The 16,045-nt window shown below is 47.9% G+C and carries 18 protein-coding genes; all 18 read right to left on the bottom strand.

Annotated features, from left to right (window positions below; all coding sequences use genetic code 11):
* Positions 1 to 14: 14 nt before the first annotated feature.
* The 18 genes from BLU12_RS07150 to BLU12_RS10220 all read right to left on the bottom strand — a co-directional run bounded on the left by BLU12_RS07150 (position 15) and on the right by BLU12_RS10220 (position 16,033).
* Complete coding sequence (locus tag BLU12_RS07150) at positions 15 to 1,922, bottom strand: RiPP maturation radical SAM C-methyltransferase (protein WP_091461674.1); 1,908 nt, start codon at positions 1,920 to 1,922, stop codon at positions 15 to 17.
* On the bottom strand, positions 1,919 to 2,476 hold the full coding sequence (locus tag BLU12_RS07155) for a TIGR01440 family protein (protein WP_091461676.1): 558 nt from the start codon (positions 2,474 to 2,476) through the stop codon (positions 1,919 to 1,921). Before BLU12_RS07155 ends, BLU12_RS07150 begins: the two co-directional genes overlap by 4 nt.
* Positions 2,477 to 2,498: 22 nt before the next feature.
* Complete coding sequence (locus BLU12_RS07160; RefSeq protein ID WP_091461677.1) at positions 2,499 to 3,632, bottom strand: ATP-NAD kinase family protein; 1,134 nt, start codon at positions 3,630 to 3,632, stop codon at positions 2,499 to 2,501.
* Positions 3,633 to 4,023: 391 nt separating this feature from the next.
* Positions 4,024 to 4,530, bottom strand: coding sequence for a diol dehydratase small subunit (locus BLU12_RS07165; protein ID WP_091461679.1), 507 nt, complete (start codon positions 4,528 to 4,530; stop codon positions 4,024 to 4,026).
* A gap of 1 nt (position 4,531) precedes the next feature.
* A complete protein-coding gene (locus BLU12_RS07170; RefSeq protein ID WP_091461680.1) occupies positions 4,532 to 5,194 on the bottom strand; it encodes a propanediol/glycerol family dehydratase medium subunit in 663 nt (220 codons plus the stop codon).
* A gap of 13 nt (positions 5,195 to 5,207) precedes the next feature.
* Positions 5,208 to 6,905, bottom strand: a complete 1,698-nt coding sequence (locus BLU12_RS07175; RefSeq protein WP_327020381.1) for a propanediol/glycerol family dehydratase large subunit — start codon at positions 6,903 to 6,905, stop codon at positions 5,208 to 5,210.
* Between the two features lie 41 nt (positions 6,906 to 6,946).
* A complete protein-coding gene (locus BLU12_RS07180) occupies positions 6,947 to 8,044 on the bottom strand; it encodes a glycerol dehydrogenase (RefSeq protein ID WP_091461684.1) in 1,098 nt (365 codons plus the stop codon).
* Positions 8,045 to 8,073: 29 nt separating this feature from the next.
* Positions 8,074 to 8,622 (bottom strand): BMC domain-containing protein, encoded by a 549-nt coding sequence (locus BLU12_RS07185; RefSeq protein ID WP_200778731.1) that lies wholly within the window; start codon positions 8,620 to 8,622, stop codon positions 8,074 to 8,076.
* A 13-nt stretch (positions 8,623 to 8,635) separates the two neighbouring features.
* On the bottom strand, positions 8,636 to 9,958 hold the full coding sequence (locus BLU12_RS07190; protein WP_091461687.1) for a 4Fe-4S dicluster domain-containing protein: 1,323 nt from the start codon (positions 9,956 to 9,958) through the stop codon (positions 8,636 to 8,638).
* 13 nt (positions 9,959 to 9,971) lie between these two features.
* Complete coding sequence (locus BLU12_RS07195; protein ID WP_200778732.1) at positions 9,972 to 11,354, bottom strand: aldehyde dehydrogenase family protein; 1,383 nt, start codon at positions 11,352 to 11,354, stop codon at positions 9,972 to 9,974.
* An 11-nt stretch (positions 11,355 to 11,365) separates the two neighbouring features.
* Positions 11,366 to 12,307: a cob(I)yrinic acid a,c-diamide adenosyltransferase gene (locus BLU12_RS07200; protein WP_091461691.1), complete on the bottom strand. Its 942-nt coding sequence runs from the start codon at positions 12,305 to 12,307 to the stop codon at positions 11,366 to 11,368.
* Positions 12,308 to 12,328: 21 nt separating this feature from the next.
* Complete coding sequence (locus BLU12_RS07205; RefSeq protein WP_091461693.1) at positions 12,329 to 12,625, bottom strand: EutN/CcmL family microcompartment protein; 297 nt, start codon at positions 12,623 to 12,625, stop codon at positions 12,329 to 12,331.
* On the bottom strand, positions 12,622 to 12,939 hold the full coding sequence (locus BLU12_RS07210; protein WP_234945541.1) for a hypothetical protein: 318 nt from the start codon (positions 12,937 to 12,939) through the stop codon (positions 12,622 to 12,624). The genes BLU12_RS07205 and BLU12_RS07210 overlap by 4 nt, the downstream gene beginning before the upstream one ends.
* Positions 12,940 to 12,941: 2 nt before the next feature.
* Complete coding sequence (locus BLU12_RS07215) at positions 12,942 to 13,598, bottom strand: hypothetical protein (RefSeq protein WP_091461697.1); 657 nt, start codon at positions 13,596 to 13,598, stop codon at positions 12,942 to 12,944.
* The gene (gene eutJ / locus BLU12_RS07220; protein WP_091461698.1) at positions 13,579 to 14,478 is read right to left on the bottom strand and encodes an ethanolamine utilization protein EutJ; all 900 of its coding nucleotides are present in this window, start codon (positions 14,476 to 14,478) and stop codon (positions 13,579 to 13,581) included. Before eutJ ends, BLU12_RS07215 begins: the two co-directional genes overlap by 20 nt.
* Positions 14,475 to 15,104, bottom strand: coding sequence for a PduL/EutD family phosphate acyltransferase (locus BLU12_RS07225; protein WP_091461700.1), 630 nt, complete (start codon positions 15,102 to 15,104; stop codon positions 14,475 to 14,477). The genes eutJ and BLU12_RS07225 overlap by 4 nt, the downstream gene beginning before the upstream one ends.
* A gap of 49 nt (positions 15,105 to 15,153) precedes the next feature.
* Positions 15,154 to 15,468, bottom strand: a complete 315-nt coding sequence (locus BLU12_RS07230) for a BMC domain-containing protein (protein ID WP_091461701.1) — start codon at positions 15,466 to 15,468, stop codon at positions 15,154 to 15,156.
* A complete protein-coding gene (locus tag BLU12_RS10220) occupies positions 15,434 to 16,033 on the bottom strand; it encodes a BMC domain-containing protein (RefSeq protein ID WP_091461703.1) in 600 nt (199 codons plus the stop codon). The genes BLU12_RS07230 and BLU12_RS10220 overlap by 35 nt, the downstream gene beginning before the upstream one ends.
* Between the last annotated feature and the right edge of the window lie 12 nt (positions 16,034 to 16,045).

The raw sequence follows: 16,045 nt of genomic DNA on the forward strand, positions 1-16,045 counted from the left end.
CCAGATACATTTCCTCAGGGCATCACCTCTTCTTCAGTCACAAGGCTCAATAACATCTCACCTTCCTTTAATACCATGCCATATTTTATTAAATTGATAATAGATTGCTTAATCTTATCTTCATCTTCTACGAAACCTTTTTCGCTTAAACTTAACGCGATAGCCTCAATGGTCACGGGCTTACTGCAAGCTTTGCAAACTGCCAATGTAAAGGGATCAAGCTTTATGTGCCATTCGCCCTCACCGGACCTTCTGTCGATTATGAGCCCTTCTTCGTCGCGTGAAAAACAAAGCGAACTTTTGGGATGAATTTCCTTCCAGAAAAATATGTTTTCCATAAGTTCATGGGTATACTCGGCGCAATTTTGGGGGAGCTGATATTCAAAGGTAAAAAAAGAGGCAAGATTGCTCACTGATTCATCATCAAAGGGGTAAACGTAAGAATAGGATGGATAGGGACTTACGTCCTTTATACCATATCCTGAGGGATCTTCGAAACAGGGACTAAAGCGGTCTAGCCTGAATTGACCAGCATAGTTGGGCGGATGTAAATGAGTCAACAGGGGCACTAGCTTCGCCATGTTTTCGTAAGCCTCCACAGGTTCGCCCGGGAAACCCCATAGAAAGTTCCACACCGGCATTATTTTTGCTTCGCGACACCCTTTGAGAAATGCTATGTTTTGAAGTACACTCACTCCTTTGCCAATTATGGACAAAACCCTTGAGCTTAAGGATTCAATGCCGACTTCAAGCCTTTTTAGCCCACAGGCAGATAGCTTCTCAAGTAATCCAAAGTCAATGTCCGGCCTTACCTGGAGATAAATGATTTCCGGCTTTTTTTCAAATGCGGACAGCGCATCCGCCAAAGCCTCGAGCATTTCCTTATCGGCCGATTCGTCGCTTGCGCATAAACTAAAGCCCTCGTATTTGCTTGCAAGAGTTCTTACTTCTGAGACTATTCTGCCTCTGTTTTTCTTTCTGAAGACGAGCGTCTCGCTCGATTGGCCGCAAAAGATACACCTTTTTTTCTGGCCCCAGTAACAACCCCTGGACATCTCGAAAAACAACCTCGGCTTTACTCGCGAATCGGACCTTCTTTTTCTATAAATGTTCGCGAAATCATCGTAATCTGGAATTGGTACCGAACCCATATCCATCTCCAAAACATGACGGTAATGATCAGAAAATTTTTCACCTTCGCTTTTCAGATTCATAGGAGTTACAATTCCATCTACCTTGGACAGGCCGCCCAAGTCGAAACCTTCAAGGCAAAGACCGACGAATTTTTTAAATGAAGTATCTCCCTCTCCAAGGCATATGGCATCCACGAAGGGGTGTTTCGCCAAAAATTCCAGGCCCATCGCTCCTTTGCAATTGGCTCCACCAAAGACCACTGTGGTGTCTGGGAGAACCTCTTTTATCCTCCTTGCCAACGCCAAAGAGGCGACCTGCTGATGAAACATGCTTGTGAAAGCTGCTATTTTCGGCCTTTCCCTTGCGACGACCTTTGAAATTTCTTCTAAAAAAGAGCCTGCCGAGTTTTGAACCTTTAACAGTTCATCGGAAAGATGAGCGTCAACGCCAGGTTTATCGTATGGTGCTTTATGCTCCTTTAAATTTCCTATGAGCACTTGGTCAACATATTCCTCGAATGTAGGAATATTATTACCATATAGCATTTCGGCAAACAGCCTGTCTCCAAGCAAATCTACAATATGCCAAGTAGATATTTTATCATACAAATCTACACCGATCTTTTCAGAAAAAGTAACGTTGAAATCAAAAACCTTGACGTTGAATTCATCTTTCAAAGCGCTTTTTAAAATACCGAGGGCAAAGGAAGGTTGCCTAAAACTGGCGAAGGGCATGTTGATCAAAGCGACATCCAGGTTGGCTTTTGCTTTTGGTATTGATAAGATCATTTCTTGTAGTAAGAGGGGTATTGAGCCCTCTCTCCTCCAATTAATTTCGGTCTCGTTCTTGCCATGACCAGGTTGGCAGCGCCAATCTTTTTAATCTCGCTCCTGACCGGGACAGCAACATGTTTGAGGTGCATTCCTATCATTGTATCTCCAATGTCGATTCCCGCATGACCCCTTATGCCTTCAACTACCCTTGGATCTTCGAATTCTCCGTAAGCCGTCACCGCCAGGGCACCACCTGCTTTGAGGTGGGGCAGGACGGTAACAATCTCGAGCTGATATTTCTCAGCGCACTCTCCCTCTACGACAAGAGATCTGTTCAAATGCTCACAACACTGCACTGCGAGGTATAAATCAAATTTCCTGACAAGAGGCTTAATGCCATCCATAACAGCCTTGGCAATCTCAAGATTCGATGCCGAACCTATCTTTTTTCCCAAGATCTCGCTGGTACTGCATCCAACGACGAGTATGTCCTTTGATTTAAGCTCGCTAACGGACAAAAGTTCTGACAGTGCCCTGTGTAGGAATGACGTTATTTCACTTAACTCCACGCCAAAACCTCCTCTTTTAAATTTAAGCTGAGACTTTCATAATGCGTTGCTCGAGATATCCCGTAACCACTCTAATATATCCGCAGAGTGCCCGATCCAGCTCTTCGTCTCCCGTGTCGACCAGAAGGGGATTATGGCCGAAGGCCGATACCTTATTGCGCGTCGAAATTACGATGAGGTTGTCAAGGCCAACCTTTCTTATGACCTTTGGACTGATCTGTTGATTGCCCCTTCCAAATATATATCCCTGTCCCCCAATTACCGTGACGACTATAAAGGCTTCTTTGGCATCCGATAAAATTTCGAGCAACTTTTCTTCGTCGGCATCGAAGGTTACAAGTCGCTTGCCCTTGGCGACGTCAACACCAAGCAACGTGTAGCCTTCTCCCAACTTCTCTTTAATGGCCCTCGTTGTTGTGCCGGGGCCCAAAATGTAAAGGGCATCCTTGTGCTTCTCCATATGATCCAAAATGTAATAGGATATTCCCTCCAGGTCGATCGCGTCAGAAGCTGCTTGCCCCGCCTTCTTGCTTTGAACGAAAGTCCTCTCGTGAGGAATGAACAAATATCCGTAAAGGGCAGCACTAACCCGGCCTTTGCGGAAGGCCTCTTCGTCTATATCCATGACTTCCGCTTCCTTTACATCCTTTGTCTTTCCCTGCAAATAAAGGAGAGCTAGTTCGCCCGCTCTCCTTGGATTTATTGCAAATACGCCGGAATGGATTTTAACGCCCGCCGGAATTCCCAAAACAGGTTGCCTTTTTTCTTTTATAGCCGAATATATGTCTCTGGCAGTTCCATCTCCGCCCGCGAACAATAAAAGTTCAACGCCGTAATCTGCTATTTCTCTTGCCGCCTTCTTTGTGTCTTCCGAGGTCGTATTTCCCGGGGTAATCTTGCCTATAACGGTAGGGTTAAAACCTGCATCTTTTGCCTCGATCTCGCCCATTTCTCCACCGTATGTGACTATCTCTATTTCGTTTTTTAAGGGGGCTAGGCGGAGGAGGGCCTCTACGGCCTTTTTGGGCGCCTCAGCTATCGCCCCCCTTTCCCTGCAGATCCTCAAGACCTCCTCGCCGTCGGTACCTTTTAAACCCAATCTGCCTCCCATGCCGGCAATGGGATTGACCACAAGCCCCAGTCTATGACGAATCATTAATAAACCCCCTAACGATGATACAGCAGAAATAAGTCATTCACACAGTAGAAAACCGACAGATAACCTTCGTTCATTATACAACATTAACTATCTTTCAACATCACAAATATAGTTTAGCTTATTAGATACATTAACATTGCCGATGATAAGCTAGCCGTATGCTATATTGCCGTCATAAAAGTAAGGACTTGAATGTAATAAAGTTAAATCACACATACCTGTCTTTTGAAAGGTTATATAAATGTTTCAACACTTTTTTTCTATAAGAGAAGGAATCGATTTAATATTTTAAATAAAAGGTGGGTTCTCTATAGGATTATAAATTTTCAATTTCAATTGGACTCAAGATCTGGCATCTTGGGAAGTACTTAATCAAGATGGCTACATATTAAACTAATTCTCCATTGCGCAATAGCCCCCTTTGCTTGTAAACATCAGCAGCTTCACGAACCCATTCCGCACATTTCTTCGCATGATAAACGTTTTCAAGCTCTTCTGCCATCTTAAGCAGCTCATCTTCGGTAGAACGCCGCGGTCGTAAGGCCTCATATATTTCCAAAAGGCGCTGGTCAGGGATCTGAGTCATCTCGGCTGCACGCTGCAAATTATTGGCAAAACATGGCCTTTTTGCCTCTAAAGCTATCTTTGCCTGTAGTTCCAGCGTTAAGGGTGATATGCGAAATTCTTCCGGTGCTACACTCCCCTTTAGCATTCCATCAAATGTCACTTCTTTAAACGGACGACCTTTGGGAGTCTGAAGCAATTCCGGCCTTTTTTCTCCTAAGGGATAGTCTGCAATGGACACCTCAGCAGAATCGGAATCTGTCTTTTGGTTGCATTGCATCTCATCCATGACTTGACGTATTATAGTCTTTAAAGTCTCTTCAGAAATCATATCATACAGCCTCCTTTTTCCGTAGTTCCAGTTCCATCGACGGAGTTTCCTCTTGAACATATTTTACTTCTTCCATATGCATAATTGCTGACTTAGCTTGATAACGTGGCCTCGACATCGGGTCCTGTAATGTAGGAACAGGCTGAGGTGTTTCACCTTTGGCGTATTTGGCAGCATTTTTCCCAATGGCCCGAAAGACTTGAAGGGTCATCACCGGCGCTTGAGGAAACAATTCCAAGTTGGATAACGGAAGAAGGTCACGCTGATGAATAACAGCCGTACCACGGGTCTGCAAGCCGATGCCTACCCCGGAACCGCTTAATTTTGCTGCCTCATGACCAATAAAAGCACAATCTGCAGTCTTAAGCACACGGACGATCCTGGGTTTGACTCCTTCCTCCTCTATTCCAGCCATAATCTCTCTAAGAACTGCCATAACATCGATCCCCGTAATAGTTTTCGTTAAACGTCGACCGTAAGCTGGACTAATGCCGATTACTACTTCATCACGCTGTATACCACGTTTTGCCGGCCCTATTTCCCTAAGTTCAAATTTATCGTCAACATCATGAAGATTATTTACAGAAGACACTTCTTTTGCGTCTAAGTTTCTTATAACTTCTCCCACAATTTTTTTAAGTAATTCTTTGTCAGAAATTTCCATGACCATCTCTCCTTTAAATCAGGTCTTCTGGTCCAAGCTCCATGGGTATCTTTTGGATCTCTTTCCACTTCTCATCGGACACCCGGTAACCTGTTCCTGGACCCGAATAATCGTTTGGTTCATTTACTGAGCTGATGACGTGGAAGTTTTTATCGATAATGGCTGAGGTCTGTAAATAATCTCCAGCAATTCGCTGCTTGAGGACTTCAAAAATGCCTCTTGCCGCATCTGTATAGCCATTTTTTGCTAGTATCTTAGCGATATCAATTCCAGATATCCCATCTTCTACTAACCGTTGTGCAGCTTTCATATCAGCGACCATGTCGCGCTCTGGCATTTCACGGCTTCCGTTGCAATAAATAGCCGCTTCGATTTCATCATCTGTTATGGAGGGTAAACCCAATTCGTTGAAGACGCATTGTATAGCCCTAGCCGCTCGACTGCGTATTTCAATTGCCTGTTCTTCCTTTATCGGCCGCAGACCACCGTCGACCTTGAGGTCGCGTTGCAAAACCATCCAGTCATAATAATCGGCCGTATCCCAATTGGATCCAGCAAACATGTTATCGTAGTTCGGCGTAGCGCTATATCCTCCACATATAAAATCCGTACCTGGGAGCAATTGCATCAGCGTACGGGCTACACGCCTGATATCGGAATGCGTAAAGCTCTGATCATTACCGGTTACCGTCTCCAAATCCAAGATGGCGGCAGCTAAATTTTCTGCCAAGATAGCTCGAATACCGCCCGGCAATGCGGCTCCCACCCCAATGCAACTCTTACATCCGTTCTGCGTGCCTTGAGCGCCATCGCCCTTGGTGACCATAAGAGTCCTTACTTCCAAATAGAGCATCGATTTGCCATCCGGGTATCCCATAAGTAATTCTGCCGCTCCACCTGAAGTAAATCGTGTTTTAGCACCTCGAGATTGGTAGGCAGAGCATAGGAACCCTTTTGACCAAGGGGTATCGTCGCCATCCACAAAGACCCGCTCTGTCCCGTAAGTGGAAATGGTCTCCGCATACGAAGTCCAGCCTGACATCGCTTGCCTAAGTTCTACGCTCTCTTCCATACTGCAGCAGGTAAGAACTCCAGGACGGCCAATATGCCCACCTACTAAGAGAGAAATAGCATTAAGAGGACCGTAACGAGTATTAGCTACGGTAGTTTCCAATTCATCGAATCCATATAATGCCCCTTCGGCAGCATCTGCTGCTATCAATACAGGGTTGTCACGGACATTCGTAACGTGGCATTGTTCAGCCGGGCGCTTACGGGCACGCATCTTGTACATTGCCATCATCAACTCAACTACGTTTAACAGGCTAAGCACTTTAGCGATCTTAGCAGGGGTAAGGGCGCCAAAAATTTTGATCAACTCAGACCTTGAAACTGCAGGATCGACCAACATATAGGCCAGCTTTGAACAATCAATCGCCATCATTTCCGAAGCCAAGGAAACGTCGATCGTATGATCAGCTATGAATCTGTCAATCATATCAAACTTCTCGCGCCTAACCCCGTCCATTTCTACAATTTTGCCGTTAACGACTTCTACGCTGGGTTTTGGATCAAATGGGCTATCCATAGCAATTAATCCAGATTCCGGAATTTCCTTTAAGAAACCATCCAGTGCAACTGGACGCTGCTCTAAGATTTCAAATCTCTTCTGTCTCTTGCTCTTAGCCAAATTTGAACACTCCTTTCGCAATTACTGCAACTTGAACAACTTATGATGAGGCTAATATCTTTTTACTCCTCTAAAAAGGCCCTTCCCAATGCATCGGCGCCCAACATGGCATTTACGACCATATCGGGGGTCACTTTGAACGGCATATTTGCCATCGTGGTGCCTTCCGCACAGGCAGCTTCAGCAGCCGGGAACAATTTCTCATAGCTTACCTCCTTGAGCCCAAGCTGCTTTAGCGTTACCGGAAGACCAATTGAGCATGCGAAATCCAGCACCTCATATATGGTGTCAGGATCTGCGTCCTGAAGCACCAACTGCGTCAACGTACCAAAGGATACCTTCTCCCCATGATAGGATTTATGCGTCTCTTCCAGGACTGTCATGCCGTCGTGGACCGCATGAGCGGCGGCAAGCCCGCTGCTTTCAAACCCCAAGCCGGAAAGCAGGGTATTGGCTTCGACGATCTTTTCCAATGCAGGAGTCACGGCATGGGCTTCGCAGGCGATCTTGGCATCCAAGCCGTATTCCAATAACAATTCGTAACAGAGTTTAGCCAAGGCCAGTGCTGCGGCAGTCCCCTCGCCTCCTGGCATGTTAGGGGCTTTCGTGAAGCTGCACGCTTCTGCCTCAAACCACGTAGCTAAGGCGTCTCCCATGCCGGATACGAGCAAGCGGGTTGGGGCTTTAGCAATTATATTGGTATCTACCAACACCAAATTGGGATTATGAGGAAGGACAAAATACCTTTCAAATACGCCTTCAGGTGTATAGATGACGGCCAGCGCACTGCAAGGAGCGTCCGTTGCTGCTATGGTGGGTATTGAGGCCACGGGGACCTTCATGTACTCGGCAACGGCCTTGGCGGTATCGAGCGCCTTTCCTCCGCCAACGCCAACTATAACGTCAGCACCGCTTTGCTTGGCAATCGCCGTTAGCCTGTCGATTTCCTGGTCGCAGCATTCCCCGCCAAAGTGCTCTTCAAAATATTCTATGCCGTTTTCGGAAAAACTTTTCTTCATGGCATCCCTAACGGAATCTAGCCCTCGTTTTCCGCCAAGCACCAGTGCCTTTTTGCCAAGCAATGCTACGTGCTTTCCGACCTCGTTCATTGCCCCTGCCCCCTGGACATACCTGCCCGGGGCTATCATTATTCTGGCCATCTCAATTCCTCCTTATAAGTTTAAATAGGTTACAAAACTGCACCCTTCAGGTCGGGATGGGGATTGGGGATAAAAGAGGTATCCACAAGCAAACCCTTGCTTGCGACCAACTCTTTGGCGACCGTAAGGGCCGTCTTGACCTCAGAAATATCTCCTCCCATGGAGAAGAAGGACTTAGCCCCCATGCCCCTTCCCAACCTGATCTCTATCAAAACTACCTTAGCAGCCTTGGCAGCCGCATCTGCTGCCTCTATGATGCAGGGAGCAGCCAACGCTTCTACCACGCCCAATGCTCCCATATCGCCCACCTCTGTAGTGCATGCCAGGGCAGGAAAGACGGAAGGGTGAACGTTTGGAAGCAGCATCTCGTCTGTCAACATCTCCTCCGCCACTTGCTTTCCTGCGTTTAAGGCGTTTCTGACGGCACCCACCTGTCCCCATACCACGATCAGGTATTTACCGGGGCATATTGGCGAGGCATGAAAAAGTTTCACGTTTGCAGCCTTAAGCATAGCATCAACCGTCGCTACACCCCTGGCTACGCTAATAAGCTCGAAAGTTCCTATAGCCCTTTCCATGACAACCATCCCCCTACAGGCTTGAAGCCCTAATTGCAATATATTCCGAAGTTATCTCCTCGACCAAGCCGCTGATAGAGGCATGGACGTTAGCTCCCAAGGCATTATCCGGCAGCTTGGCTATCAAATCTCCCTCCTGAACCTCATCATGCAACGACACGACGGGAACAGAGGGTGCACCGGTATGTTGTTTAAGAGGTATCTTCACCCTTTCAGCCACAAACTCGCCGTTAAAGGGAAGATGTACGTCGTATGTGTCCAAACCCAGACGCGACATCAATCTCTTGGTCGGGACCAACCTGAAGGGCCTTTCTGCTCTAGGATATATCGCCTTTTTCTCGAACTGTGGCTTTACCCCCTGTTGCCTCATGGCTCCCTTTATCACCTGATTTACCCGCCTTGGGGAAAGGTGCATGGGACATGCATAAAGGCCGCTGCACAAATTGCATTCCGAACAAAGCATGGCCGACTGGACTATTTCAGGCAATCTCATGGATTCATAAGCCATGGCCTGCATAATCTTATGGGGACGAAGGTCGTAGCCTATAAGATAGCGAGAACAAACCATGGTACACTCGTTACATTGGCAACAGGCCACACGAGCCTGCCTAAGCATTACGCTGACCGGCATGTTCTCGTATCTTGCAAAGGCGGAGTTTGATGGCAGTACCAATATGGCCTTTGTCATCTTGGTGACGGGGAAATTTGCATCTTTGTGATATTGCCCCATCATTGGGCCACCGTCCACAAACACGGGCTCATCAATGGTCGGACCCCCGGCAGCCTCGACCAACCTTGAGGCCTCCACTCCAAGGGGGACGCTCCATACACCTGGCGAACTGACCGCTCCTCCGACCTGAACGAAGCTATGAGTTACGGGTTTTCCCTCTAAAGCCCGACCTATATTGTAAAGCGTCTCTACGTTGTTTACGATGGCACCCACATGGAGGGGCAAACCACCCTCAGGGACAATACGGCCAACGCACTCGTGAAGCAGGATAACCTCATCTCCGGCCGGGTAGTAATCGCCTAAAACGCATACATCGCCTCCTGCAACCTGCAAGGCGTTTATGCAGTCGCCATGTTTTTGTTTTACCCCAAAAACGACCTTACACCCAATGGCAGACGATATAGCCTGAGATGCAGCTATCAAATAGGAGGCCCAATTTAACATCAAGGTCTGATCTACGTAAAGGAGCGGCTCGCATTCAGCGCCGTTTATGACGTAGGTATCTATATCTGTAGCCTGAAGCTTCACATGTGTGGGGAATCCCGCTCCTCCAGCTCCCACAACACCTGCATTTCTTACAAGCTCTGTCAATTCATCCTTAGTCATAGGTTTCGCCCGCCTAAACTATGCGAAACGCTCCGTGAAGGACGCAACGGCGCAGCCTGCAGAAGGACAGCGGCGTAGTCGGGCCATCTCCGGTGGTCGTTCCTATAGTAAATGCCGTGGGGCAATCGCCTCCAACGCCTATAGATGCAAATGAGGGTGCATTTTTGACGAACATCGACGTCTCCATTACCTTTGCCATGTCGCTCATGTTGTCTATGTTGGTGCTGTGGATTATGGCAGAATGCTTGAAGCCGTGTTCTACGCGCTTTGCCATGGCCAGTCCCTCTTTGAAATCGGCAACCCTTACCATGGCAAGTATTGGCATCATGAGCTCTTCCTGGACGAAGGGATGTCTTTCGTCACATTCGACTAATATAAGCCGCACATTGGGAGGAGGGGTAATGCCCAACTTTTCCAAGTATACTGAGGCATTTTTGCCAACCATATCCTTTTTTATCTTGTGATCCTTTGTCAACACCAGGTCGACCAAAGCGTCTATCTTCGATCGATCCTTTAATTCGTACGCCCCGTTATGGCACATTAGATCTTTCAGCTCGTCGGCGATACAATTGACGGCTATCAGTTCCTTTTCCGCGATGCATGGAAGGTTGTTGTCGAAGGAAGCACCGGCGATTATGTCTTTAGCAGCTTTTTCGAGATGCGCCGTCTCGTCGACCAGGACCGGAGGGTTACCTGGGCCTGCTCCTATGGCAGGCTTGCCTGAAGAAAGGGCTGCCTTTACCACTCCGGGGCCTCCTGTGGCCGATATCAGCTTAATGTCCGGATGGAACATTAACTCCTTTAAGCTATCCAGCGACGCATCGCTCAATACCGACACCACCTCGACTGGCGCCCCTTCCTCGGCCAAAATGTCTCTGATCAGCTCTACGGTTCTTAAGGTACAACGCAATGCACCTGGGTGGGGTGAGAATACTACCCCGTTGCCTCCCGACAACATGCAGATAGTATTGTTTATTACGGTAGCGACCGGATTGGTGGAGGGCGTTATCGAGGCAATGACTCCGAAGGGAGCCAACTCCTCCAGTATAAGGCCGTTGTCTCCTGATATTGCCTTGGTAGTGAAGTATTCGGGTCCTGGCGTTTTGGTAATTGCAAGTTTTTTCTTTAATATCTTATCATCTAAACGGCCCATATCCGTATCGTCTCGCGCAAGCTTGGCCAGCTCTTCAGCGTGGGGCAGGAGCTTCGACTTGATCGCCGATAGGATTTTAGTTCGAGCATCGAGGTTGTAATCCCATTGCCATGCCCTTTGGGCTTCGACGGCAGCTCCTACGATTTCCCCAACAGAAGTTCGACCTTTGGCCTCCTGAGCCAGTTCCTTCGTTACCTTCTCGACAATTTTTTTAACAAGATCATCTACCCGAACTGATTCCATAAAGACCCCCCCTAACGCTCCCACGCTCTGACCATGGCTTCGGCAACGCTTACATCTTGCTCAACAGATCCTCCGCTTACTCCAACTGCACCTACAATCTCCGCACCATCCTTCAGCAGCAGACCCCCACCGAATACCACCAGCTCGGGGTCATTTTGAAGACCGTAAAGATCCTTGCCCGGTTGCACTAAGCGAGACAATGCCTCAGTGGACATCTTCAGCTTTATGGCGGTAGAGGCTTTTTTGGGCGCAAGACCCAGACTGACTTGAAGAACGCCCTCCATTCTCTCGAAAGCGATCAAAAAACCGTAAGAATCACAAACTGCCATGGCCATCGGAACTCCTATCTCTTGTGCCTTTCTGCGCCCCTCATTTATCAGTTCGCGCGCCCTCTGTGCATCAAGGCCACTTATGCCTTTGTTCATTTTGGTCACCACCAATTTTGTAATTTTTCTTATAGCGCTCTCCCAGTAAGCCGAAACAGCCAGGGCATATATATAATCGGAAAGCCTATTCAGATATCTATAGGTCTCTTCGCCGATTAAATTGGACTCAAGGGACTTAAGGCCCACTCTTTCGGCCCTTCTTGCAAAGGCCCTCGCAAGGTGAAGAGCTGCGCTTGTTTCATCGTCTCCGGGAAGAACGAATTTATTATAAAAAGGGTATTCACTGATAAGATGATCGATACGTCTTTCCAGTTCGGTTGACGACACCTTTCCTTTATCGGCCTTCCCGCGAGCAATGTAAGCCATGACCTCTATCAATTCAGCCTGAAGTTCTGCAATCCAATTCGAAACCTTAGAAGGTGCCTTTGATCTAGCGATTCCCAAAGCACAGGTCACTTCATCCAAGGTGCCGTTTAAGATGATCCTTGGATCGTCTTTTCTGACCTTGGTACCATCGTAGAGAGACGTTTCTCCCAAGTCGCCCCTTTTGGTATATATTCTCACCATAACCCTCTACGGCTCCTGCACCTATTCGTCGTAAAACACGTCAACGGTATCGATAATTCCCACGATGGCGTAGTCAATTGGAGCATTTATTACTCCGGTAGCGTTTCTGGCCGAGCTGCCCGAACAGAGAAGGACCGTCTCTCCCACACCTGCGCCCACAAGATCAACGGAAACTTCGACGCGACCGTCGCTACGGGCAATCGCAAGTTTTCCATCCTTTGTCGGTTCCAGAAATTGAACAAGCAGCAATTTATGGCCTACAAGCCTTTCATCTTTACGGGTCGAAACAATTTGACCTATCACCTTGCCCAGCTTCACAGCAATTTACCCCCACTCTTTAAAGCTTCAAGAGCCCTTTCCACTTCGCCCACAGATCCGACAATAGCTACAGCCGGCATGTGCTGAGGACAATTTCCCATTACCTCAAATGCCTCTACTGAAGCGATGTCAGTGGCTATATCTACAGCAGCTATCGTCTGTGCTATCATTCCCTGCAATAGCAAAACTGCGCCCCACTTCACTCTGTTGAGCAGCTCCTCTTGATCTACAGGCATACTTTTCATAATTCGGTTCATCAAAATCCTCTTACATGAAGGGGAGGGTGCAATTATGAGCTCCCATTGAAGGGCCATCGTCATCTCTCCTCCACTTTAATTCCGAGAGACCGGAGTCTGTCCAAAGCCTCATCGGTCAAACGAGCCTTCTTGCCCAAAAGCACTCTACAAACGCCTGACAGACGATCTGCTATTTCACACCAACTTATCCAGCCTTCCTCTTCGACATACAAGGTTTTGCTGACCGTACCTTCTTTTGTAACGAATTCATCGCCAGCAATTACAGCTATGCCCTTTTTGGAAAGTTTCAATAAAATATCTTCAAAGGTGCCTTTCTTCGCCGCAGTCGTTTCCGGATGACATTTGACGGAGCCAATATGGAGCACGATCGGCATGCCCTTTTCAAGACAACCATCGACGAGCAACCCGGCAGCAGAATAGGGGATTCCCAAATATATTTCGGAAATCAGCTGCATGGAGGCCATCGGTATCGCCAAGGCCGATAACGTAGCAGATTCACGCCGCGGGTCTTCCAGGGATTCCACGAAATAACAGGGATTATTGTTGACTTTAAACACCTCGGAAAAATTCTCTGGCACATAATGTACCCATGTCACCTCGTCACATGATTGCCATTGATACATTTTGGGTCCTTCCGAAGACCATAGAACCCCTACCCTGGGCATAAATACCCTTTTCATCACGATATCGCGTACGTTACTTACAATATCCCCCATGACATCGCCTCCACAGGCATTCAGCAATTCCGCTAGGGGTCACAACCAATGGATATGGAGCCAAGGTAGCCTCAACTCCTAATACCTTAGATATAACTTCCGAGGCACCTTGCATATTTGCTCCACCGCCAACGACTACGACCGGCACTCTCCCGAGAAAGCCGCTTTTGGTAAGATGGTCCTTTGCAATCAAACCCATCTTTTCAAATACGGGACGAACTATATTAAAGACTTTTTTGTGGGAATTTACGTCACGTTTTAATCTTTCGGCTTCATCGAAGGATATGCCCAAAGCGCCGGCAATAACTAACGTTACATGGGTACCCCCTGTTGGCTCGTCAGCAGAATACACCACTTCATCATCTGAAATCACAGCTATGCCCGTCGTGCCTCCGCCTATATCTATTATTGCTCCCCTTTTTAAACCCAAAGCCACCGCCGCAACCACGGGTTCTTCGTAGAGGCCGAGGCATGAAAATCCCAAGGCCTCTACCACATTAGCACACACTTCGGCAGTCCTTCTGGAAATCCCCGGCGGGTAGGCCGATGCGCCCACTCCGGGAAATTCATCGACTCCCAAACGCTCTCTCAATGTCATCAGGCAATGTTCCATGCCATCGATGGCGGCGATATAATCCACTATTACGCCATCGCGTATGGAAGAACGGGAGTCGTATAAAGCAGCGGTAACAGGCTGACCCCGCTCATTCAATGCGACAAGCTTCATGTTAGTGGTGCCCAGATCGAAGCCGAGATAAAGCTCCTCCCAATCTGCCAAAGGCTCGCTGCAGTCTAAGGCTTGATCGATAGATGCAAGCTTACCTAGGACATTTTCGTCGATTAAATCACCATGCAAGACGCTTTGATTTCCGTAAGTCATACCAAAACCCTCACGTAATCGCCTGTTTTCAAGCCACAGGCATTTGCCTCATCTATGTCCACATGAAACTCGCTCACCATATTTGGACCTACTCTAACCCACACCCTTTTGAAAATGAGCCCCCGATCTCCCCCCACCTCCACGTCTACCTCCAGGCCGTCTTTTAGGCCAAGGGTTTCTGCTTCTGAGGGAGAAAGGTGCATATGACGCCAAGCCATGCCTACGCCTTTCTTTAAAACTATGTGCCCATTTGGTCCGATTACGACAAGGGGAGGGCAGGGTTGAGATGACCCGCTCTTAACCAGAGGTATGTCGATATGCAACTTTCTAGCATCCGAAGGCGCCATCTCAACCTGCGTGTTTTTCCTGGTAGGCCCCAAAATGCGGACGTTTTCCAATACCCCGCCCGCTGTGGCCAAAGTAACCGTCTCCTTACATGCATATTGCCCCGGCTGACGAAGATCGCGGACTTTGGTCAACATATAATCTTCACCAAACAAAATCTTGACATCCACTTCCGTAAGATGAATATGACGATTGCTAACTCCGGCTACAACCTGCGTCGGATCCGAGTCAAGCCTGTCCAATAATCTACGGACAACCTCCCTCACCAGAGCCTCATCCATAATTAACACATCCTCTTAGATAGCATTTTCTCTTTGCAAAGCAATTAAACTAATCCCTTTGCACATCAACAGGCTCGGTCTTGGGAGCCTCTTCATGGGGTAATATGCCCTCGGTATCTGTATGCGGTCTTGGGATGACATGGGACGACACGACTTCTCCTACTCTCGATGCAGCGGCCACTCCTGCATCGACAGCTGCTTTTACCGCTCCAACATCACCTCTCACCATGACGGTCACCAAGCCAGCTCCTGAAAACCTCTGTCCCGCCAAATGGACATTTGCAGCTTTTACCATGGCATCCGCTGCCTCTATAGCACCGATAAGCCCTCTAGTTTCGATCATTCCCAGGGCTTCCTGAGTCATGAGCTTCCCCTCCCTTGTTATTTACATTTACGTTTCGACTGCCCCTTTTCTGCGTCTTCTTTGAACTTGTTTTGCTTGATCTCTTCCTTCTGTCCTGCTCCGGTTTTATAAAATCTTCTTCAACTTCGGTAGCTTCGGCTTTTAATTCTTCATCATGCTTCGGAGGTGTAGTCCGATCTGCTTCGTCCTCAGTCTCTCTTTCATCTGAAACGATTGGCTCGCTCTTTTCCGCCTTTTTGCTAGGAAGAAGCGAATCAAGCCACTCCTCTGACCCCAAGGTCGCTTTGTTATAAGCCAATGTCTCGCCAATTCCTCGTCCGGGCCTTGGGATAACATCAATTGACCATACTCGATTGACCCCTTCGGAGGCAGCTTTAGCAGCAGATAGGGCAGCTTTCACTGCACTTACGTCTCCTGCAATTTTTACTGTCATCATGCCGCCTTGAGAATTTTCTCGGCCTATCAGGGTAATATTTGCGGCCTTTAAAGCAGCATCTGCAGCAGCTACGGCAGCCACCAACCCTATTGTCTCTATGAACCCCAAGGCTAACTTAATATCCTGCACACTGGGGATCCC

Origin of the sequence: Acetomicrobium thermoterrenum DSM 13490, assembly GCF_900107215.1 — a bacterium.
Classification (GTDB): domain Bacteria; phylum Synergistota; class Synergistia; order Synergistales; family Acetomicrobiaceae; genus Acetomicrobium; species Acetomicrobium thermoterrenum.